A 20,745-nucleotide genomic window follows, 5' to 3' on the forward strand; every position below is an offset into this window, starting at 1 on the left:
AGGAATACGCTATGGATAATGTGCTGCAAGGTAAAAGCGCATTGGTCGTTGGCGGAACAAGTGGAATTGGTTACTGCTTAGTACAATCGCTTTTACAAGAGTCTGTTTCTGTCGTGGTGCAGGGGCGGATGAATTCAAAACGTGTTACAAATCTTTGCTGCCAAGGAAATGTAGCCTGTTTTATCTGTGATTTGCAAAATGACTCCTATGTGGAGGAACTGTGTAAATATGCCAATGCTGCTGATATTCTGTGTGTTGTTTATGGTCCGTTTTTGCAAAAGCCGCTTGATATGACGACTGTTCAGGAATGGAACACAACCGTATACGCAAACCTTACATTGCCGGGAATATTGGTTTCATCTGCTTTAACCGGTATGAAAGAGCGGAAATGGGGGCGTATTTTGTTATTCGGGGGTACGGAAACGCAGGTTTTACGCGGTTTTCGGACAAACGCCGTATACGGAGCTGCAAAAACGGGGATTATGTCGCTAGTAAAATCCGTGAGCATGGAATATGCTCGATATGGTATTACGGCAAATGCCGTTTGCCCGGGGTTTACCGATAGCGGTTTATTGTCGGAAGAGACGCGGGCTATGTGGGAGAAAAAAAATCCCGACGGTAAGCTTGTTGATCCGTCTGCGATTACGGATGCAGCGCTCTTTTTATTAAAAGATAGCGCCTATAATGGAGTTGTAATGCCGGTTGATAAAGGATGGTCATCGTTTTAAATAAACCTCTTGAATAGGGATATGAATACAAGTATAATTTTTATTTTATAAAATAATAGACTGAATAAAGGATTGTCATATGAATGATGCAGAAATAATTCAGAGTTTCGACAACGAAAAAGACAAAAGCCTTAAAATACAACTCCAAAAGGTGGAAGGGCTTGAAAAATGTATCGTAATTATTCTGTCGGGATATGTCGATACATATAATTCAACATTCTTTCAAAAAAGAGTTACAACCCTTATTGATGCGGGGTATATTCAGATTATTTTTAACTGTGCTCATTTGGATTATGTTTCTTCTACAGGAATCGGCTCTTTTACTGCTTTCCTAAAGGCGGTAAAAGGAAAAGGCGGTGATATTGTATTATTAAGCCTCCAGCCGAAAGTATATGAAGTGTTCCAATTGCTCGGGTTTGCTACTTTCTTTACTATCCATGACTCCTTAGAAACGTCTATTGAATTCTTTAAAAATAAAGGGGCCAATACTACTTCTCAGGTTACTCTTTTCCCTAAAATCTTTTCGTGTCCTATCTGTGCAAAAAAATTAAAAGCGCCTCGTGCAGGTCGTTTCCGCTGTTCTGAATGTAAGACCATTCTGGCGGTTGATAATAATGCGCAGGTTTCGCTCGGTTGATATTAGATAACAGTATTACTTGTGCGGAAGTTGTGGATATCTTGTAAACAGTATATCTGTACTTATTGCATTTTACTATATCATCTGTATCGTTTTGGTTTTCTAAAGATATATATATAAAGGTTTTATGCTGTTTTAATATAAAATGAAGTCTGTTTATATCGGTTAAAAAAGAGAGAAAACAATAGAACCGTATTGCTAATAACTTGTGGATAATCTGTTATGTCGGTGAGTAAGTTGTGAATAATCGGCGTTGAATTAACACTTGATAAAAAAAGCTTCCTAAAATATGATGTAACCGTAAGGAGAAATTATGGCATACTATTATGAAGAACCATCGCATACTTTTAATGAATATCTATTAATTCCGCGTTATACCGGCGTTGAACATAGCCCTCAAAATATTGATTTGCATACGCCGCTTACTCGTTTTTCTACCGGCGAAAAACCGTTGTATACGCTCAATATTCCGTTAGTTTCGGCAATTATGCAGTCGGTTTCCAATGACGGTATGGCTATTTCCCTTGCAAAAGAGGGCGGTTTATCCTTTATCTTCTGTTCGCAAAGTATAGAAAAGCAGGCTGCAATGGTTGCTGCCGTTAAAGACTATAAAGCGGGCTTCGTCGAAAGCGATTCAAACTTAAAACCTGAAAATACTTTGGAAGACGTATTGCGTTTAAAAGAAAAAACAGGGCATACGACTGTCGCTGTTACCGATGACGGCACCGCACATGGAAAATTACTTGGCGTTATTACCGGCCGTGATTATCGTCCAAGTAGAATGGCACGGGATTTAACCGTTGCAAAATTTATGACGCCGATTGAGAAGATTCATTATGCCGGCGAAGGTGTTACCTTAAAGGAAGCAAACGACATTATTTGGGAATATAAGCTCAACTCCCTTCCCGTACTTGATTCCGAAGGAAAACTGGTAGCGTTTGTATTCCGCAAAGACTATGAAAGCAAAAAAGAGCATCCGAATGAGTTGCTCGATGAAAAAAAGCGTTATTTAGTAGGGGCCGGGCTTAATACCCGCGACTATGAGCAACGTGTTCCTGCTCTGGTAGCAGCCGGTGCCGATGTTTTATGCATTGACTCCTCCGACGGCTTTTCGGAGTGGCAAAAACGGACAATCAAGTTTGTAAAAAAACAGTATGGGAATAAGATTCCTATCGGAGCCGGCAATGTCGTTGACGAAGACGGTTTTGTTTTTTTGGCAGAGGCTGGGGCCGATTTTATCAAGGTCGGTATCGGCGGTGGTTCCATCTGTATTACCCGCGAAACGAAGGGAATAGGACGCGGACAGGCAACAGCGCTGATTGCGGTTGCCAAAGCCCGTGATGACTATTTTAAGAAAACGGGAGTTTATATTCCCATCTGTTCTGACGGCGGTATTGTATATGATCATCATATCACGATGGCGCTTGCGATGGGCAGCGACTTCTGTATGCTGGGGCGTTACTTTGCCCGTTTTGATGAAAGCCCGACAAACAAAATACTGGTAAACGGCAGTTATATGAAAGAATATTGGGGCGAAGGCTCGTCACGGGCACGGAACTGGCAGCGTTACGATTCCGGCGGAGACAGTAAACTCGCATTCGAGGAGGGCGTTGATTCCTATGTACCCTATGCGGGTTCTTTGCATGACGGCGTTAAAACAACACTTTATAAGGTACGGTCTACGATGTGTAATTGCGGCGTTTTAACTATTCCGGAGCTGCAAAAGAATGCAAAAATAACACTGGTATCTCCTTCCAGCATTGTAGAAGGCGGTTCTCACGATGTTATGCTGAAGGATGTGCGCTCCTCGATACGCTAAAAAAATTGCCGCCCTCTTTATAGAAGGCGGCAATACGTTTTCATGTTTGGTTGTTCAGGCAATCTAATGAGCGGCCGGAGTTTCGCGGCGGCCTTCGTGAATTTTGTTTTTCATTAACGTCGGCTGTCCGGTTGCATCTAGGGCATCGCGCCAGAGGGAGCCGTCCGGTTCAACATAGTTGCGCGAACGAACAACGACATTTATCGGTAAGTGAACAAACTTGTTATACATCAACCCCACAATCAGTTTTGTTTTACCTGCCATAGCGGCATGAACTGCATTGTTTCCGAGCCGTTCGCAGTAAATAGAGTCAACCGGTGCAGCCGGCGCCGAACGTATTTGGTAGCTGGGATCAATATACTTTAAATTGATATGGATGGATTTTGCCTTAAAATAAGCGTCGATTTGTTCTTTTAAGAACACGCCGATATCCGAAAGGCGCTTATTTCCCGAATCGTCGGTTTCATTTTTGCTCTGCATTAAGTCTTGCCCTGCTCCTTCCGCAACAACAATAACCGTATAATGGCTTTGTTCCAAACGGTCTTCCAAATGCTTTAAAAAACCGTTTTCGCCTTGCATATCGAAAGGAATTTCGGGGATGAGTACAAAGTCAACTTCATGACTTGCGATAGCGGTATGCGTGGCAATAAAGCCCGATTCCCGTCCCATCAGCTTGACTAATCCGATGCCGTTAATCTGGGACTGTGCTTCCATGCGAGCGGCGGCCACTGCCTCCGAAGCTTTTACAACAGCCGTGTCAAAGCCGAAAGATTTTTGGATAAACGACAAATCGTTGTCAACGGTTTTCGGAATGCCGACAACGGAGATACAAAGGTCTCTCCGTTCGATCTCTTTTGCAATTTCCAATGCGCCTTTTTGTGTTCCATCCCCTCCGATGACAAAGAGGATGTTTAAATTGAGGCGTTCGATTCCGTCTACGATTTCGACTACGCGGGTACCGCCGCCTCGTGAAGTGCCGAGAATGGTTCCTCCCGTTTTATGGCAGGCATCGACAACCGTCGGGTTTAGGGGCATAACATCAAAATGATAATCCGGCAAAAGGCCTTTGAATCCGAAACGGATACCGCTAATCCGTTTAACGCCATACCGTCCCCATAAACAGCGTACTACCGAACGGATAACGTCATTAAGTCCCGGACACAGTCCTCCGCAGGTGATAATACCTGCATGGACATGGCTCGGATTAAAAAATATTTTTTCTCGCGGGCCTGCTTTTTCGATCAGTTGTTCACGCTTAAAGGGGCCGTACTGTTCTCCGACTTTGGATTCCAGTCGAAAGCGGATAAAATCTTCATTCGTAACATAATTAGCGATACGGTCTCCGACTACGTTTGAAAGGTGAATGGGAGACGGTATTTTACAGGGGCCGAGTGTCTCAATACTAAAATCAAATTCTTCATCACGGCGCATAATGAACCTCCGTTATAGCGAAAGCATCAAACTCCAAATCAAAGGCGTTGCAGTTTTTATCTTTCTGCGATTATCGATGATAACCTTCATTACAGTATCATAAATTTGCAGGGCATGAAAGGGAGAAAAAGCTTTTTTTGATTGACAGATTTCCCAATTTTCTTCATTATAAGGGTATCTATGGCACAGAAAAAAGAATCTTTCCTTACACGCATAGTACAGCTTTTTTTTCCGCGGGCTGATGCAGAGGCGATAAAGAAACGGCATTTAAAAGCGTTGGCAAAAGAAATTTCAAAAAATAAATTCGGAAAGTGGTATAAACCTTCTTCTGAAGAGCTTCAGCAGCAGATGGCACGGTTCTTTTTTGAACTGTACAAGATCGTCGGACCTGCGCGGGCTCTCCTTGCAAGTGCTGCCTCATCAAAGGTTCTCAAGTCTATCACCGTAGAACAAAATTTATCAAAACAGCAACATCAAATGCGTGAGAGGTTTACACCCGAAGCGATTAAAGAGCGTGCCAAAACAACCAATCCCAAAGAGCTGAATCTTCAGGTACAGAAAGAATTTGATGCTTTTATGCGTGAATTTGACGGTAAGAAAATCGATGAGATTGATACGCAGTACCGGCAGCTCAACGAATTTATCCACTTTGTGCTGTTTGATTATTATTTCTTTTTAAAGAAATTTGATCCCGCTTTACCGGAAGATAAATTTTCTTATACGCCGAGTTTTTCGCATGTGAACGGTGAATACCTTAAAGATGAATTAAACGATTTTATCGTTGTGCTCAATGGGCTTTCTCTTGATGCAAATTGGGATAAGCTTTTTGCAATTATTACTGCATACAAGAATGTACAGCCGGTTAATGCTCCGCAGTGGAAAAAGTATCTCGGCCTCTTAAATGACGTGCGCCGCTCTCATATTCTGGAAAAAATTATTCAACACATTACAAAAAATCCTACCTACGTGGTGGAAAATAGTCCTTTCACGGAGAAGGTTACCGATGACTATCTTAAACAAATAGAGCGGTCTATTGATAATACATTAAAAGATATTGTTGCGGAGCAAAAGAATTCTCAAGTAGCGGTGTTGGTACAGCGTGTATTCGGGAATGTCATTCCTTCAGGTACTAAAAACTATAATCCGCGTTCCAATGCCGCATTTGAAAAACGAGGACTTGCAGGTTATATCTATGCTGATGCAATGAACTACCTTAAATCATTTTTAGTCGAGTACTTTAAAAGTGATGTCAGGGCTCTTTCCGATTTAATTTTAGTACGAGGTCAATGGACACAGCAGGTACTCTCTGCCGAATATTCCGAGAGTTATCATAATTTGATGCATATTTCGACCAAACTTTTAGAGTTTGACGAAAAGCTTTCGGAAGTTTCCGAAATGGGGGTTAAATTCCGTACGCTGTTGTCGCGAATGGAGCGGGAAAAAGAAGCCGGCCGTCAAGTACAAAAACACTTGGATACCGTTAACGAAGCCGCTCTTAAATTGCTTAAAGTTGCTATTAAAAATATTATGACGCTTGGAAATGCTGTAAAGAATTGTATTGCCGACTATGATAAACCGCATCGAGATTTATTGCAAAACTGGAAGGAAATCGAACAGCATTCCGATAAGCCGATACGGGAATGGATGACTGCTGTCTATACAAAAATTTATAATTTTATCATGCTGGAACAGGTCGTTTTAAAGAAAGAAGAGTAGGAAACCTCTAAAAACTTCAGTTTTGGGATGGTTTTCTTAGATTTAGATGCGAGTTTAAAACCAAGTCATTACTGTATAAAACTTGAACATTCGTGTTTGAGTTTCGCTTGCGGTAAACATCGTGTGTCGGAAGATAAAGGAAATCAAGTATATTTACGCGTATCTCGTAAAAACGGTATATTGACATAAACCGCTAAATGTTTCAAATATAGTAAGTCTCCTCTAAAGTCCGGTTATGGGTTAAATGCTTTTAGAGCGGGCTATAACAAGTTGAAGGGGGCGCGATGCGTCAGTGAAAGGGTGCGAAATTTCAATCGAAAATGTGTCAAAAACATTTGGTGATTTTCATGCGGTGGATAATGCCGTTATTCACATTAAGCGCGGGGAGTTTTTCTCGCTATTGGGGCCTTCCGGTTGCGGTAAAACAACGTTGTTGCGTATTATTGCAGGATTTGAACAACCGGATTCGGGGGTTATCACCTTTGACGGGCAAAATATTGTCGGCATAGAAGCTCATAAACGGCAATCGAATACCGTCTTTCAAACCTACGCGCTTTTTCCGCACCTGTCCGTGTATGAAAACATCGCCTTTCCGCTCAGGATTCGCAAGCGTCCGCAGGACGAAATTGACCGGCGGGTTAAAGAATATCTGCATTTGGTGCAGCTCGATGCGCATATCTACAAAAAGCCGTCCCAGCTTTCCGGTGGGCAGAAGCAGCGGGTTGCCATTGCCCGTGCGTTGATTAACGAACCGCGGGTGCTGCTGCTGGATGAACCGCTTTCCGCATTGGACGCAAAGCTGCGGGCAAATCTTTTAATTGAGCTTGATAAACTGCACGACCAAATCGGCATTACCTTTATTTTCGTAACGCATGACCAAAGCGAAGCGCTTTCCGTCTCAGACCGCATTGCGGTGATGAATCAGGGAAAGGTGCTGCAAATCGGCAGTCCGTATGAAATTTACGAACAGCCTGCCACAGCTTTTGTTGCAAAATTTATCGGCGAAACAAACCTCTTTGATGCAACCGTGGTAGCGTGTGAGCCGCATACGGACGGCTTTATGGTTACGCTCGATACACCGGCGCTGGGAACTTCGGTTAAGATTACCGACTATGATAAAACCGAAGTGGGGCAACCGGTGTGCTTTACCGTGCGGCCGGAAAAAATCCGCATTTCGTTGGAAAAGCCGTCCTCACAGACAAAGGAATTGAATGTTTTCCGCGGTGAGGTAGAAGAGCCGATTTATTCGGGATTCCAATCTAAGTTTTTTGTAAAGCTGGAATGCGGCACCGTGGTGCAGGTTTTTAAACAGCATCAAAACTATCTTGAGGACGGGCCTGAAATCGAATGGAAGGATACGGTATATGTTTCGTGGGCAGCCAATGACGGCTACATCGTCGAAGATTTAACATAAAGGTATATCAGACTATGGTGCAAGATCATTCCCGGCGGCGGTACGCCTTTTTGTATACCTTTCCGATGGCGGCATGGTTTACCGTCTTTTTTGTGCTGCCGCTTCTCATCATCGGCGTGTATAGTTTTCTTCAAAAAGGATTATACGGCGGAGTTGTGCGACATTTCACGTTCAACGCCTATATTCAGCTTTTTACTGCAAGCTACGGGTTATTATTTGTGCGGACGCTCTGTGTCAGTATTGCCGTAACGCTCATTTGTATTCTGCTTGCGCTTCCTGCCGGATATGCAATTGCGCGTAGTAAGCATCAGCTGTTCTTTTTGTTTTTGATTATCATTCCTTTTTGGACAAACTCTCTGATTAGAATCAATGCGTGGATTTCGATACTCGGTACTCAAGGTTTCCTTAACGGGCTTTTGAAAAAGCTGCATCTTATCACCGAAAGTATTCCGTTTTTGTATAACCAACAGGCGGTGATACTCGTGCTGGTATATATGTTTATCCCGTATGCAATTTTTCCGATTTTTTCGGCAATCGACAAGTTTGACTTTTCGCTGTTGGAAGCCGCACGAGATCTTGGCGCTACCAAAACGGAGGCTATCGTTAAGGTTATGCTGCCTAATATCCGTGCCGGAATCCTGACCGCGGTCATCTTTACCTTTATTCCGGTATTCGGCTCTTATACCGTACCGCTCCTTGTCGGCGGAAAGGACTCTTATATGTTCGGTAATTTGATTGTCGATCAGGTAACGAAGATCCGCAACTGGCCGCTCGCCTCAGCCTTTTCGGTACTTATCACCGTCGTTAGCGCTGCCGGTGTCCTCTGGATGATGTACGCCAGCTTTAAGCAAGAAAAGCAAGCCGCAAAATAGTGAAGAGTGAGGAGTGAGTATGTCTGATATACCGCAAGATATACAACAGCAAGCGTTACCGGTTCCGTACCGGCACAGTTCGGTAAAAAGCCCGTACCGGCGGTTAATTCAGAAATTCGAGAAACGCAAACGGGAATCCGAACCGGCGCGTCATGCACGGCGTGCATATAAGAACCTTAACAGTTCTTGGTTTTCTTCTACAGTGCTGGTGTTTGTGCTGTTGTTCTTGTTTTTACCTCTTGCGATTATCGCAGTGTTTTCTTTTAACGAAGGCAAGGCGATTGTATGGTCGGGCTTTTCGTTGAAATGGTATGCCGCGCTTTTCTTGGAATCCGAAAAATTATGGACTTCATTTTGGCACAGCATACTTATAGCCTTTGTTTCCGCATTTTGTTCCGTTGTTATCGGTACCTTTGCCGGTCTCGGCGTACAGTGGTACCGGTTCCGGGGCAGAGGGTATGTGCAAGCGGTGAGTATTCTCCCGATGGTGCTGCCGGAAGTTGTTATCGGTATGTCTACGCTGATTTTCTTTTCGGCAATCAATATACCGCTCGGCTTTTTTTCAATTATTATTGCGCATATTACCTTTTGTTTGCCTTTTGTGTTTTTGCTGGTGCTTGCCCGCCTTGAAGAGTTCGATTTTTCAATTGTCGAAGCCGCGCACGACCTCGGCGCAACGGAGCGGCAGACTTTATTCAAGGTGATAATTCCCGCAATTTTTCCGGCGATTTTATCCGGCTTTTTTATGTCGGTTACGTTGTCGCTTGAAGACTTTGTGATAACCTTTTTTGTATCCGGCCCCGGTTCCACGACGCTACCGCTCTATGTGTTTTCGATGGTTCGGTACGGTATTTCTCCGGTAATTAACGCACTTTCCCTCATTATGATTTTAGGAACCATGCTGATTGCTTTTATGTTACGTAATTTTTTAAAAGGAATTGCGGCCTCAAATTAAACGCGCCGCGGATTTGATGATGAAAAAAAATACTGATACCGCCTCCCCGGTTGCAGCGCATCCCGTATATCTGCGGAGCGGTTTCTCATTGTGCCGCTTGAGGCAAACTATTATCCGTACCGGTTTTATAATTTTAATTGTCGGTTTCATTGCCGGAGCTGCTTCTTGCGATGGGAAAAGCGGTTCAGGCAAGCTATCTCATAAAAAGAAGGAACTTACTCATTCTCTCCTGTTTGTGCTGGGAAAGGATTTTTATCAGTATTCCGATTTATTTACCTATCTTTCGAATGTTTATGATTCGGAGAGTCTAAAAGCGAACCTGCATATTTTGAGCTATCGCGATATGACCGCTAAGACAAAGCAGCCTCGGCTTTCGATAATCTCTGAACGGCTTGCGGCACAGCCTGTTGAGGCGCTTATTTCTATCGGTATTCCCGAAGGCGGCGCTCGCATACTCCGTACCGCTCAAGAGAAATACCCTGACTTACATATTTTTTCCTTGCTTCCGGTAGAAGAGATTTTGCCGCTCGAAGCCTGCAGCGATATTGTTGTAGACTTTGAACTGCCCGACTCGTTTGCAAAGGCCGACAGGGCGGTGGATATCCCCGCGCATGATGTACAGACGCTGGTGCTCTGTGCCGTAACCGCTGTAGAACAAATCAATGAATTGCCGGAACAGGAGCCGTTTCCGCGGTTTGCGCGGGCAGTTGCAACAACGGTCGATATATTAAAAGAGCAGGGAATAGCGGCATGGGGCGGTACACCGTATACGCTGCATCCGTATAAAGACCCTGAACTGAATATCCGTTCGTACAATTATCTTATTTTATCACCGCCTTCGACCGGCGGGCGGGCAGATAGCGAGGAACCGGAAATGAGCGCCGCAGGGGAAAAACAATGAACCGTTTTACTCGCTGCGAAAACGGTATTATTGCCGATGCCGTTTTCTATAACCGACTGCAGTATGCGGATACCGCTTCCGTCTTGCTGCTTTCCGACACGCACGGAGCAGTGGATGCAGTGCGGTGGATTTTATCGGCTTTTAGCGAGGAATGCCAAGCCTGCCTTTTTACCGGAGACGGCGCTCAAGATATCATAACCGTTGTGCGCGAAGCTGCTGCCGGCCGGATAACCATTCCGCCGGTGATTATTATGGCGCAGGGGAACTGCGACAGCCAGCTCTATCCCCCGGTTTTTCCCGGTTGTGAAAACCCGAAACCGTTCGGGCTGCCGGTATATCAACAAAAGATGATAGCCGGACAGCAGATTTTATTGGCGCACGGGCATCTGCACCATGTTGAACTTGACGGGCGTAAATTGAGCATGACGGCCGAAAACCTCGGTTGTACAATCGCCGTATACGGGCATACGCATATTCAAAGTATCGAATGTTTCGGCGGCGTTACGGCTGTCAATCCCGGTAGCCCCTTGCGTCCCCGCGGTAAATCCTACGGCGGTTTTGCGCTTTTATCGCTCCGCACAGGGCAAGCGGGAAGCCCTGAAGATACAGCCACCGGAGACAGTTCAGTGACGGGGTTATTCAGCAAGGTGCAATTTTATCAGCTGATACGGGAATCCGACGGTGCTTTTTCTGCCTCCGCACACGCGGTCTATCCTATCCCGATACGCCAGAGTGCAGGGGATTAGTCCTTGGGCATGAATCAACACGGAGCTGTTCCAAAAAAGGAACCTCGATGGAGAGTGTCAGAGATTATCTTCTCCGCACGGATCAACATACCCCGACGCAAGCGTCGGGGTATTAACCGCTCCCGTGTGCTCGTATAAGCCGCACTTGTATCAGCCTTGCCTTTCTCCTATTTTAATATTCCGGTTTCCAGATACAGTCTTTGACCGTTTTTTCTACATTATCCGTTGCAACACGGTTTAATTTTTGACGAACGGCACACGAAGCAACCGCGACGGCAACCGCTTCGGAAAATTCCGTTAGCCGTGCTACCGGTGGCAAAACCGCCGCGCCCGGTTTACCGGTTTCGATAAATGCACCAAGCGAGTGGGCGGCTGCAGAAATCATTTCATCGGTTACGAGTTTTGAATTTACCGCGATACTGCCTAAGCCCAATCCCGGATAAATCAGTGCATTGTTGGCCTGTCCGATTGTGTATGTAACGCCCTTGTATTCTACCGGATCGGCAGGAATTCCGGTTGCCACCATGGCGCGGCCGTCCGACCAATGAATCAAATCCGAAGCCGTAGCTTCCGCCAGTTCCGTTGGGTTACTGAGCGGGAAAATAATCGGGTGTTCGCACCATGATGCCATAGCGCGGACAATCTCTTCCGTAAAGGTTCCCGGTGTTGTTGATGTTCCTACTAGAATCGTCGGACGAATTGCCATCACCGCTTTTGTAAGCGAGGTGAGACTTGCCGCATCGGAAAATTCGCGACGTTTTCGCGCAAACGGTTTTTGCTCTGGCGTTAGATCGTCCATATCATCGAACAAAAGCCCTTGCTTATCAACCATATAAAAATGACTGCGAGCTTCGTCTTCAGAAAGCCCTTGGGCAACCATTTCTCTAAAAATACGATCGGTAATTCCGGCTCCGGCAGTTCCTGCTCCAAAGCACAGATATACCTGATCCGTAAGCTTTTGCCCGTTGATTTTCATAGCGCCGAGGATTCCCGCAAGCGTAATGATACCGGTTCCTTGGCAGTCATCATTGAATACGGGAAAAGTCTTCTGGTATGTTTGCAAAACCTTTGCGGCGTTCGATCTGCCGAAATCTTCAAAGTGGAGATATAAATCAGGAAACAATTTTTCCGCCGCTGTTACAAATTGATCGATGAAGCGATAATATCTGTCGCCGTATATTCTCTTGTGGTGATTTCCGAGATAGAGCGGGTCATCAAGCAGTGTTTGCCTGTTTGTTCCGCAATCCAGTACAACCGGCAATACCGTTTGCGGATCAATTCCTGCGGCCGCAGTATAGACCATCAGTTTACCCACGGAGATGTCAACGCCATTTGTCCCCCAGTCGCCGATACCGAGAATTCCTTCCGCATCCGTCGCAACGATAAGTCTGATGTGTCTTCCGCCTGCGGCATGCCGAAGCGTCTCTTCGATTTGCTCCGGAGCATCAATCGACAAAAACGCTGCACCTTGTGTATTGACAAACTGTTCGCTGTACTGCTCAATACTTTCTGCAATAACCGGATCATAAACAATCGGCATTAGTTCAACAATGTGTTCATGAAATACATAATAGAAAAGTCGCCGGTTGTGATTGAAGACATCCATAAGAAATCTTCTTTTTTCTATGCCAGAATTTTTTCGCTCCATCTGCCGGTAAATTCTATTTGCCTGTGTTTCAATATCGTCAATACACGGCGGAAGCAGCCCTTCCAGATGATATTTTTTTCTTTCTTCGGCAGAAAATGCTGTTCCCTTGTTCAAAAACGCATCATGGATAATGTCATACCCATATTTTTCCATAAAGGTTCCTCCATACTGTCCGTTTGCAGGATTGCGGATATCATTCCAAATCTCAATGGAAACTCTCAAATGTACTTTTAGTACCGATACACAGTTTATCATGTTTTTATAAATTTTCTAGCTTAATCAATCAATTTTTTTGTCTATTGTCTCAACTTTTTTATTTTTGTATTATTATACTTAATTTTTTCTTCTGTAATAAGTTTCGTTATAATCGATCTATTCGATAACTGCGTTTCCGAATAGGTCTACGAGTTCTAAATCGTACAAATAGCACGATGTGTGAACATCGCATTTATTGAACGGATATACATTCTGAATGCTTTCACTTCAGAGTAAGAAGCATCAGCATTTTTGAGTTTTGGGTATCTCTAAAAACTCGGTTAGATTTTTAGAGATACCCGACGAGTCTTTTTTGATAAGTCTTTACATTGTTATGACTTATCAAAAAAACATCGCAATCTAAATCTAAGGAAAACTTCTAAAAACGGAAGTTTTTAGAGGTTCCCTCTTGTAAAAAATAGTGCAGGGGATTAAACTCTCCGCACGAATATAAGGAGATTTGTCTCGATATGAACAAATTACAGCTTTTCTTAAAAAAGAAAGATATAGAGATTTCCGGTAAGCGGTATTTTATTGATGCGATGAGCGCTATGGCGATGGGGCTTTTTTCATCCTTGCTTGTCGGAACAATCCTGAGAACTATAGGGCAGCAGCTGCATATCACCTTTTTGACCGATACCATCTGGCCGATATGCCGTGATATGACGGGCGCCGCCATCGGTATTGCCGTTGCGCACTCGCTTAAAGCGCACACCTTTGTCTTGTTCTCCGCCTCTATTGTCGGGTATGCCGGTAATATGTTCGGCGGCGCAGTCGGCGCCTTTATTTCCGCCATTGTCGGTACCGAGTTGGGGAAACTGGTTTCAAAAGAAACAAAGATTGACCTGATTGTGACGCCGACGGTAACCATTCTTTCCGGCAGCGTAATAGCCGTCTTTTTCGGGCCGTATATGTCTGCGTGCATGAATTGGCTCGGAGAGGTTATTATGACGGCGACAACTCTGCGTCCGTTCCTGATGGGGATTTGCCTTGCGGTATTGGTTGGGATCATTCTTACGCTGCCGATTAGCAGTGCAGCGCTCTGTATGATGCTTTCTCTTTCGGGGCTTGCAGGAGGCGCGGCGGCGGCGGGGTGCTGCGCTCAGATGATCGGCTTTGCGGTGATGAGCTATCGGGATAACGGATTCGGCGGCAGCTTTGCAGTCGGCATCGGTACCAGTATGCTCCACATGCCGAATATTATTAAAAATCCCCGAATATGGATACCACCGATTGCCGCATCCGCCGTATTGGGGCCGGTTTCGACGATGCTGTTAAAAATGGAAAATACCCCCATCGGCTCAGGAATGGGAACTTGCGGGTTGGTCGGTCAAATCGGTGCGCTGACGGCGATGAGTGGAACCGGGCGCAGCACCGCAAGCATCTACCTTTCTATCTTGTTGCTGCACATTATCGCTCCCGCCGTACTCACAATTCTTTTTACCGTGCCGTTGCGGAAAATCGGATGGATTAAAGACGGCGATTTAAAACTTGCGCTGTAACAGCCGTATTATGTATCGCTTAAGCCTTCTTCAAAAATAAATTGGATGTAGAGGTCTTCGAGTGTTCGCTTGGGGCCGGGGACTTGGAGTCTCCGGCGCGATTCGGCGTTGTTTTTCCGGTCAATAAAAGAAGCATAGAAGCCGCGCGGATCATCACTCGGAAATTCTCTTTTGAAGCCGAGTAGATTATATGCTTCGTCTCTGCTGAGGGCAGAAACTTTTCTTTCCTTCAAAATATTGCGGATAAAATTGATCTTTTCATAAGAGATACCGAATAAGAATTCTTCCAGTGCTTGGCCGATTTCAGGGTCTGCCAATTTTGCAATCATAAACCGTTCCCACGATTCATCAAGCTCCATTGAAAGAAGAAAGAGTTCACTGACGCCGAGCATACTACCGAAGTTCGGTGCAAGTTTGTTCCGCGCTGTCCAAACCTTGTGTAAAACAGGTGCAAAAGATGAGGAGTGTTCATCCAGCCGATGCTCCCATAGTTCGGTTAATAATTCTGCTATATCTTTTCGTGTTTCATGCTGAAGATCGGCATTATCAAGAAGCATCGTATATACATCTTCCGCCATGAGTGCGAACATAGCGCGAAGGGTAATCCGCCGCAGCGCTTGGATATCTTTTTCTTCAAAAAAAGCATTCATCGCTATTTTGGTGAGTGCGGAAAAAGTTTGAAATTTGGCAATCAGAAAGCTTTTGCCGAGGATAACCTTTGTCGGTAATGTCAGTAAACGTGAAGAAGGATCACTGCTGCAGAGTGTGTCGATCAATGTTTCTGCCGATCGATGTTCACCTGCAAGGACGGTGCTGCGTTGTATTGAGGGATAGCGGGAGACAGCTACCGCCACTTGTTCTAATGTTGTAATACAGTTTGCAATGTTGCTCAGTACCCCTGGAGCATAAGCTTGTAAGCTTTTTAAAATCTGTTCGATTACCGCGTGTTCGTCTTTATCGAACACCACAATATCGGATGAAGTGCTTCCATCTTCAGTTGTGTATGGCATTGAGAGCGTTGCAGACAAAGATGCATAAGTCATACCTTATCAGTATACCACAAAATCCGGATTTTGCCAAATATTTTCTTGCGGATACATATCGTGAAAAAGGTTGTCCCGCAACTGTAGCTGCCGTTACTTCAAATACACAAACGGGATACCATCGACGCGTTGCAGCCGGACGGTTCCGCAGCCTTTTTCGGCGTACATGAGGTTCAGCATTGCGGTAATATTGCATTCAAAGTCGGGGTTGTTTTTTTCTTCTACGGCAGCGATGCTTCCGCCGTAAATACAGTAGATAAGGTCGGCATATTGGAGCGCGAGTGCAGGATTGTGGATGGAAACGATCACCGTCTTGTGCACCTTTGTACAGAGCTTGCGGATAATCTGCATAATCTTATGCTCGTTGTAAAAGTCGAGATTGGCGGTCGGTTCATCCAAGAGGATGATGGGCGCATCCTGTACCATCCCGCGGGCAAGCAACACAAGCCGCGATTCCCCGGAGCTAAGCTGACTGTAATAGCGTTCTGCAAATTGCGTTAGGCCGAACACTTCAAGCGCATGATCGACATATTCCCAGTCTTTTTGCGAAGGTGTTTGCAGTGCCGTTTGATGGGGATTGCGTCCCATAACGATAAAGTCGCGCACCGTGTAGGTAAATACGCCGGAATGTCCCTGCGGAATGTAGCATACCTTTTGGGCAAAGCGTTTCCGTGTAAGACGCGCCGCATCTTCTCCCAATACGGAGAGAGTGCCGGACGCGGGCGTATCCAATCCGGCAAGCAACCGCAGCAGGGTAGTCTTGCCCGCTCCGTTGGGGCCTATCAGCGCAATAACCTTTTGCTGCGGAATAGTGAGCCGGAGATTTTTCAGAATGGTCTGAGTTCCCCGCACCGCCGTAACGCCGTCAAGTTTAAACGCCGCGTTCATATTCCAATCCAAATATCGTTATTCCGGCGGAGCATCAGCTGTGCGAGAATCGGTGCGCCGATTACGGCCGTGATAATACTGACCGGTATCTCATTGCCGGACAGGGAGCGGGCAACGGTATCCGCAAACAGCAGCAGAGCAGCGCCGCACATAAAAGAAAGCGGGGCAACCTTGTAATTGTTATTGCCGAACAGCAGCCGGATAACATGCGGCGCAATAAGCCCGATCCAACTGATGATACCCGCAGCGGACACAACGCTTGCAACCAACAATGTCGAAGTGATAATAAACAGCAGCCGCATCTTTTTAACCGGCGTACCGAGTGACGCTGCTTCTTCATCACCGAGCGAGAGAATATTGAGCTGTCTGCGGAACAGGATAATAAAGCTGCATCCCGCAAGGGCAATCGGTAAAAAGGCGGCGAGTTTTTTCCACGTGATAACGTTAAAACAGCCCATCAGCCAAAACTCAAGAGCAGGCAGCTCATTGAGCGGATCCGCCATATATTTGATAAGGGATACCCCGGCTCCGGCAAGCGCATTAATGATGACGCCTGCAAGCACGAGGCGTATCAGACTGTGTTCTCCGCCGATGTTCGAAAGCTGCAACACCAGCAACGTCGCCCCGATGCCGCCCGCAAAGGCGCAGAGCTGGATGCCTGCCGCACTTGTATGGAGCAGCACAATACCGATTGCCGCGCCGAGGGAAGCGCCGGTAGAAACACCGATGATGTCGGGTGCTACCAGTGGATTACGGAATAGACTTTGCAGACTTACCCCGCTCAACCCGATTGCACCTCCCGAAAGAAAGACAAAGAGGGTGCGCGGCAGCCGGATGTTCATAAAGATATTGTAATCGGCTGTAGTTACCGCCGCAAATGCATCGGTGCGGAACAGGATGGAAAGTATTTTAATAAAAGAGAGCGGATAACGCCCCCAGCTCAGCGAGAATATCAGCGCCGCCAGAGGCATTATGAAAGCTGCACATATCAGTTTAGTCCGGTACCGCATCTGCATTGAAAGGTTTTATCTTTTTATTTTACATTAAGGGAAGCGAGGTCTTTTTCTTTACCGAAGAAGTCCCGATAAAAAGCCTTGGTTTTTTCCGCTAAATAACCGGCAGGGATTTTTCCCGGATGCAGTTTATCGGCAAGCCAGATAACACCGAGGCATGAGCACGGAATGGGGGAATCCCACTCATCAACACTTGACGGGAATACATAGACCTTGCCGTTATCGACTGCGGAAATGCCCTTCCATTCAGCCTTTCCTGCAAGTTCTGCCGGAGTTACCTTCGATCCCGTTGCGGCAACGATGACCTGCGGGGCGTATTTCTGGACTTGCTCCAGCGATACTTTTGTCCAATAGACATCGGTAATATCATCGCTCACCAATTTTCCGCCTGCTGCCGCAACGAGTTCCGCTTGGAACATCTTGGGACTGAGCGCGTTCAGATGATCGGAGCGGCTGGCCACATAAACGGATACCGCTGGCTCGCCTTTTACAAAACCTGCGACATCATTTAAGATTGTCTTATAAAAAGTGAGCAGTTTTTGTGCTTGTTCGCGATTACCGGAAGCGGCGCCGAGCATTTCAACATAGCTGAAAAAATTCTTCATCGTTTCGGGCTCGATCACCAATGCAGGAACACCGAGCGCTTCGATTTGGGGAAGCTGCTGTGCGGCTTTAAACGGCACTAAAATGAGATCGGGAGACAGAGAAGCAACCGCTTCGAGGTTCAAGTTCTTTGCGCCGCCGCAAGCGGGTTTATCCGCCAGTTCGGGAGCGAATTCTTTAATAAACGGCCGACCGCTTTTTCTGTCGTCGCCCGACACGATATAGTCCCGACAGCCGATTGCCAATGCCGTGTTGCTGAGAATATAAAACGGCGCGACAATCTGCTCCGGCTTTTTGGGGATAACAACGGTTCTGCCCTGATGATCGGTTACGGTTGCAAAACCTTCCGATGCTTTTTTGTCCTGCTTCCCGCCTGCCCATATCGGCAAAGCTGCAAGCATCACAACCAAGATTGCTAATGAACAGAGTTTTTTAGACATAGAGTTCTCCTTTATAAACTTAGATAGACGTTAACATAATCTTCTGAATAAACGCAACCCCGTCTGCAAGTTCTTTATCGTCAGGGTGGCCTTTCCCTAAGCCGCCGAACAGCTTGAATGGTCCGAAGGTATCAAATCCTTTACATTCAAATTCACCCAATACGGTAAAGCCGTTCGCCTGTAAATAGCCGGCAAATTTTTTTGCATATCGACCTTTTCCCACTCCGCTCGTACATACGGCGAAAGCATATTTCGGAAGTTCAGTCCGGTGCTGTTTCAAAAATGCATATATCGATTTGTGAAATCTTCCTGCATATATTCCCGAAGCGAAGCCGATACAGTCGTATTCCGAAAAATCGATATTTTGAGCTTGCTCTACTTTAAACAGCGTTACCGGCATATCTTGTGCCATTGCCGTAACTACTTTTTTCGTATTTCCATGATGAACCGATGCATAGATAATAGCCGCTTTTTTCATAAAATCTCCCGATATATAATTTTAAAAACCATGCCGATCAATGTGCTTACATTATCCGACAGTGTCTTATTTTTAACAGTGCGATTGTACTACTTTTCCCATACCGATATCAATATAATATTCCGGTATGGAAAATAAGCTCTTGGCGTGATAAAATCAGCATAAGGAGAATTATGACACCAGAAGAAATAAAGAAACTCATTCAAAACGGTGAAAAAATTGATGTTGAATTTAAAGAATCAAAGAATGCTTTATCGAAAGACGTATATGATTCTGTTTGTTCTTTTAACAATAGAAACGGCGGCCATATAGTATTAGGAGTTAACGACAAAAGAGAAATTACCGGCGTTAATCCTGACAAGGTTGATAAAATAACAAAGGAATTTACAACAGCTATTAATAATTCGCAAAAAATATATCCGCCTTTATACTTAACACCTGCTTCAATAGATATGGAAGGCAAGAAACTTATTTATATCAGAGTACCAAAAGGCTGTCAGGTGTGTAGGCACAATGGGCGCATTTGGGATAGATCTTACGAGGGTGATATAAATATTACCGATAATGCGGAACTGGTATATAAGCTTTATGCGCGGAAACAAAGCACCTATTTTGTAAATAAGGTCTATCCTAATTTGGGAATAGATTGTTTAAACTCAGCGGTAATTGAAAAAGCACGAAGAATGGCTATTGCAAGGAATCAAAATCATTTATGGATGGGTATGAATGATGAAGAACTTCTGAGAACGGCTAATTTAATTTTAATTGATCCGGAAACAAATAAAGAAGGTATTACCTTAGCTGCAATTTTATTATTTGGAAAAGACAACGCCATTATGTCCGTTTTATCACAGCATAAAACAGATGCACTATTTAGAGTAGAGAACAAAGACCGATATGATGACAGAGATGTCGTCATTACCAATCTGATTGACAGTTATGATAGGCTTATCAACTTTGGCAGAAAGCATTTGAATGACTTGTTTGTTTTAGAGGGCATTGTTAATGTCAATGCACGAGATAGAATACTTCGAGAAGTAGTGTCCAACACATTAGCTCACAGGGATTATTCAAGCGGATTCCCTGCCAAAATGATTATCGATGATGAAAAAATTACTATCGAAAACAGCAATGTAGCGCATGGGATCGGCGCATTGGATTTGCAAAAATTCGAACCGTTTCCTAAAAATCCGTCGATATCTAAAGTCTTTAGGGAAATTGGAATTGCCGATGAGCTTGGTTCCGGTATGCGTAACACCTATAAGTATACACAGCTGTATTCGGGAAAAAATCCTATTTTTGAAGAAGGAGATATATTCAGAACGATTATTCCACTCAAGAAGATTGCGACAGAAAAAGTCGGCGAGAAAAATGTCCCTCACAATGTCCCTCACAATGTCCCTCACAATGTCCCTCACAATGTCCCTCACAATGTCCCTCAGAGTAAGAAAGAGTTGATTGAATTTATAAAGGCAAAGGTGAGGTCAAATAATAAGATTACAAGACAAGCTATTGCAGATAGTGCCGGCGTAAGTGTAAAAACTATCCAGAGAACCATAAAAGAGATAGAGAATCTACGATATATCGGTACCGGAAATAACGGACACTGGGAACTTAATTAGAAACGTAAAAAATTTGAACAGGAATAAAACGATC

At 44.9% G+C, this 20,745-nt stretch carries 18 protein-coding genes; 11 read left to right on the forward strand and 7 right to left on the reverse strand.

Going from position 1 to position 20,745, the window contains the following annotated elements:
• Positions 1-11: 11 nt before the first annotated feature.
• From E4N66_RS00620 to E4N66_RS00630, 3 genes are all read left to right on the forward strand, one after another.
• Positions 12-728, forward strand: a complete 717-nt coding sequence (locus E4N66_RS00620) for an SDR family NAD(P)-dependent oxidoreductase (protein WP_044014559.1) — start codon at positions 12-14, stop codon at positions 726-728.
• A 79-nt stretch (positions 729-807) separates the two neighbouring features.
• Positions 808-1,365, forward strand: a complete 558-nt coding sequence (locus E4N66_RS00625) for an STAS domain-containing protein (RefSeq protein WP_044014561.1) — start codon at positions 808-810, stop codon at positions 1,363-1,365.
• Positions 1,366-1,678: 313 nt separating this feature from the next.
• Positions 1,679-3,184 (forward strand): IMP dehydrogenase, encoded by a 1,506-nt coding sequence (locus E4N66_RS00630; protein ID WP_253728542.1) that lies wholly within the window; start codon positions 1,679-1,681, stop codon positions 3,182-3,184.
• 63 nt (positions 3,185-3,247) lie between these two features.
• Here E4N66_RS00630 and E4N66_RS00635 read toward each other — a convergent pair whose 3' ends face one another.
• Entirely contained in the window at positions 3,248-4,615 is a 1,368-nt protein-coding gene (locus tag E4N66_RS00635) for an ATP-dependent 6-phosphofructokinase (protein WP_253728544.1), read from the reverse strand.
• Positions 4,616-4,795: 180 nt separating this feature from the next.
• Between E4N66_RS00635 and E4N66_RS00640 the strand changes: the two genes are divergently transcribed.
• From E4N66_RS00640 to E4N66_RS00665, 6 genes are all read left to right on the forward strand, one after another.
• Complete coding sequence (locus tag E4N66_RS00640) at positions 4,796-6,331, forward strand: DUF5312 family protein (RefSeq protein WP_253728545.1); 1,536 nt, start codon at positions 4,796-4,798, stop codon at positions 6,329-6,331.
• A gap of 292 nt (positions 6,332-6,623) precedes the next feature.
• Positions 6,624-7,745 (forward strand): ABC transporter ATP-binding protein, encoded by a 1,122-nt coding sequence (locus E4N66_RS00645; protein WP_044014569.1) that lies wholly within the window; start codon positions 6,624-6,626, stop codon positions 7,743-7,745.
• A 14-nt stretch (positions 7,746-7,759) separates the two neighbouring features.
• Positions 7,760-8,617: an ABC transporter permease gene (locus E4N66_RS00650; RefSeq protein ID WP_044014572.1), complete on the forward strand. Its 858-nt coding sequence runs from the start codon at positions 7,760-7,762 to the stop codon at positions 8,615-8,617.
• Between the two features lie 19 nt (positions 8,618-8,636).
• Positions 8,637-9,572: an ABC transporter permease gene (locus tag E4N66_RS00655; protein ID WP_044014574.1), complete on the forward strand. Its 936-nt coding sequence runs from the start codon at positions 8,637-8,639 to the stop codon at positions 9,570-9,572.
• A 19-nt stretch (positions 9,573-9,591) separates the two neighbouring features.
• Positions 9,592-10,473, forward strand: coding sequence for a hypothetical protein (locus E4N66_RS00660; protein WP_253728547.1), 882 nt, complete (start codon positions 9,592-9,594; stop codon positions 10,471-10,473).
• Entirely contained in the window at positions 10,470-11,219 is a 750-nt protein-coding gene (locus tag E4N66_RS00665) for a YfcE family phosphodiesterase (protein ID WP_253728548.1), read from the forward strand. Before E4N66_RS00660 ends, E4N66_RS00665 begins: the two co-directional genes overlap by 4 nt.
• Before the next feature lie 172 nt (positions 11,220-11,391).
• Here the strand turns inward: E4N66_RS00665 and E4N66_RS00670 are convergent, their stop codons facing one another.
• Positions 11,392-13,020, reverse strand: a complete 1,629-nt coding sequence (locus E4N66_RS00670; protein WP_253728550.1) for a malolactic enzyme — start codon at positions 13,018-13,020, stop codon at positions 11,392-11,394.
• Positions 13,021-13,592: 572 nt separating this feature from the next.
• Between E4N66_RS00670 and E4N66_RS00675 the strand changes: the two genes are divergently transcribed.
• The gene (locus E4N66_RS00675; RefSeq protein ID WP_253728551.1) at positions 13,593-14,624 is read left to right on the forward strand and encodes a PTS sugar transporter subunit IIC; all 1,032 of its coding nucleotides are present in this window, start codon (positions 13,593-13,595) and stop codon (positions 14,622-14,624) included.
• Positions 14,625-14,632: 8 nt separating this feature from the next.
• Here the strand turns inward: E4N66_RS00675 and E4N66_RS00680 are convergent, their stop codons facing one another.
• The 5 genes from E4N66_RS00680 to E4N66_RS00700 all read right to left on the reverse strand — a co-directional run bounded on the left by E4N66_RS00680 (position 14,633) and on the right by E4N66_RS00700 (position 19,089).
• Positions 14,633-15,667, reverse strand: coding sequence for a hypothetical protein (locus tag E4N66_RS00680; protein ID WP_253728553.1), 1,035 nt, complete (start codon positions 15,665-15,667; stop codon positions 14,633-14,635).
• Positions 15,668-15,760: 93 nt separating this feature from the next.
• Positions 15,761-16,555: an ABC transporter ATP-binding protein gene (locus E4N66_RS00685; RefSeq protein WP_253728554.1), complete on the reverse strand. Its 795-nt coding sequence runs from the start codon at positions 16,553-16,555 to the stop codon at positions 15,761-15,763.
• Positions 16,552-17,526: a FecCD family ABC transporter permease gene (locus E4N66_RS00690; RefSeq protein ID WP_253728556.1), complete on the reverse strand. Its 975-nt coding sequence runs from the start codon at positions 17,524-17,526 to the stop codon at positions 16,552-16,554. Before E4N66_RS00690 ends, E4N66_RS00685 begins: the two co-directional genes overlap by 4 nt.
• 62 nt (positions 17,527-17,588) lie before the next feature.
• Positions 17,589-18,611 (reverse strand): ABC transporter substrate-binding protein, encoded by a 1,023-nt coding sequence (locus E4N66_RS00695; protein ID WP_253728558.1) that lies wholly within the window; start codon positions 18,609-18,611, stop codon positions 17,589-17,591.
• Between the two features lie 19 nt (positions 18,612-18,630).
• Positions 18,631-19,089, reverse strand: a complete 459-nt coding sequence (locus E4N66_RS00700; protein ID WP_253728560.1) for a flavodoxin domain-containing protein — start codon at positions 19,087-19,089, stop codon at positions 18,631-18,633.
• A gap of 173 nt (positions 19,090-19,262) precedes the next feature.
• On the opposite strand from E4N66_RS00700, the gene E4N66_RS00705 reads away from it, so the two are divergent.
• Positions 19,263-20,711: an AlbA family DNA-binding domain-containing protein gene (locus tag E4N66_RS00705; RefSeq protein WP_253728562.1), complete on the forward strand. Its 1,449-nt coding sequence runs from the start codon at positions 19,263-19,265 to the stop codon at positions 20,709-20,711.
• Positions 20,712-20,745 lie beyond the last annotated feature (34 nt).

This window comes from Treponema sp. OMZ 857 (genome assembly GCF_024181085.1).
In the GTDB taxonomy this organism is placed as follows: Bacteria; Spirochaetota; Spirochaetia; order Treponematales; family Treponemataceae; genus Treponema.

Bases quoted from the DNA above. Each gene is read 5' to 3' on its own strand.
- E4N66_RS00685 (WP_253728554.1), bottom strand. From the start codon at position 16,555: ATGAACGCGGCGTTTAAACTTGACGGCGTTACGGCGGTGCGGGGAACT.
- E4N66_RS00670 (WP_253728550.1), bottom strand. From the start codon at position 13,020: ATGGAAAAATATGGGTATGACATTATCCATGATGCGTTTTTGAACAAG.
- E4N66_RS00675 (WP_253728551.1), top strand. From the start codon at position 13,593: ATGAACAAATTACAGCTTTTCTTAAAAAAGAAAGATATAGAGATTTCC.
- E4N66_RS00665 (WP_253728548.1), top strand. From the start codon at position 10,470: ATGAACCGTTTTACTCGCTGCGAAAACGGTATTATTGCCGATGCCGTT.
- E4N66_RS00625 (WP_044014561.1), top strand. From the start codon at position 808: ATGAATGATGCAGAAATAATTCAGAGTTTCGACAACGAAAAAGACAAA.
- E4N66_RS00655 (WP_044014574.1), top strand. From the start codon at position 8,637: ATGTCTGATATACCGCAAGATATACAACAGCAAGCGTTACCGGTTCCG.
- E4N66_RS00695 (WP_253728558.1), bottom strand. From the start codon at position 18,611: ATGTCTAAAAAACTCTGTTCATTAGCAATCTTGGTTGTGATGCTTGCA.
- E4N66_RS00690 (WP_253728556.1), bottom strand. From the start codon at position 17,526: ATGCCTCTGGCGGCGCTGATATTCTCGCTGAGCTGGGGGCGTTATCCG.
- E4N66_RS00700 (WP_253728560.1), bottom strand. From the start codon at position 19,089: ATGAAAAAAGCGGCTATTATCTATGCATCGGTTCATCATGGAAATACG.
- E4N66_RS00680 (WP_253728553.1), bottom strand. From the start codon at position 15,667: ATGACTTATGCATCTTTGTCTGCAACGCTCTCAATGCCATACACAACT.
- E4N66_RS00650 (WP_044014572.1), top strand. From the start codon at position 7,760: ATGGTGCAAGATCATTCCCGGCGGCGGTACGCCTTTTTGTATACCTTT.
- E4N66_RS00620 (WP_044014559.1), top strand. From the start codon at position 12: ATGGATAATGTGCTGCAAGGTAAAAGCGCATTGGTCGTTGGCGGAACA.
- E4N66_RS00630 (WP_253728542.1), top strand. From the start codon at position 1,679: ATGGCATACTATTATGAAGAACCATCGCATACTTTTAATGAATATCTA.
- E4N66_RS00640 (WP_253728545.1), top strand. From the start codon at position 4,796: ATGGCACAGAAAAAAGAATCTTTCCTTACACGCATAGTACAGCTTTTT.
- E4N66_RS00705 (WP_253728562.1), top strand. From the start codon at position 19,263: ATGACACCAGAAGAAATAAAGAAACTCATTCAAAACGGTGAAAAAATT.
- E4N66_RS00635 (WP_253728544.1), bottom strand. From the start codon at position 4,615: ATGCGCCGTGATGAAGAATTTGATTTTAGTATTGAGACACTCGGCCCC.
- E4N66_RS00660 (WP_253728547.1), top strand. From the start codon at position 9,592: ATGAAAAAAAATACTGATACCGCCTCCCCGGTTGCAGCGCATCCCGTA.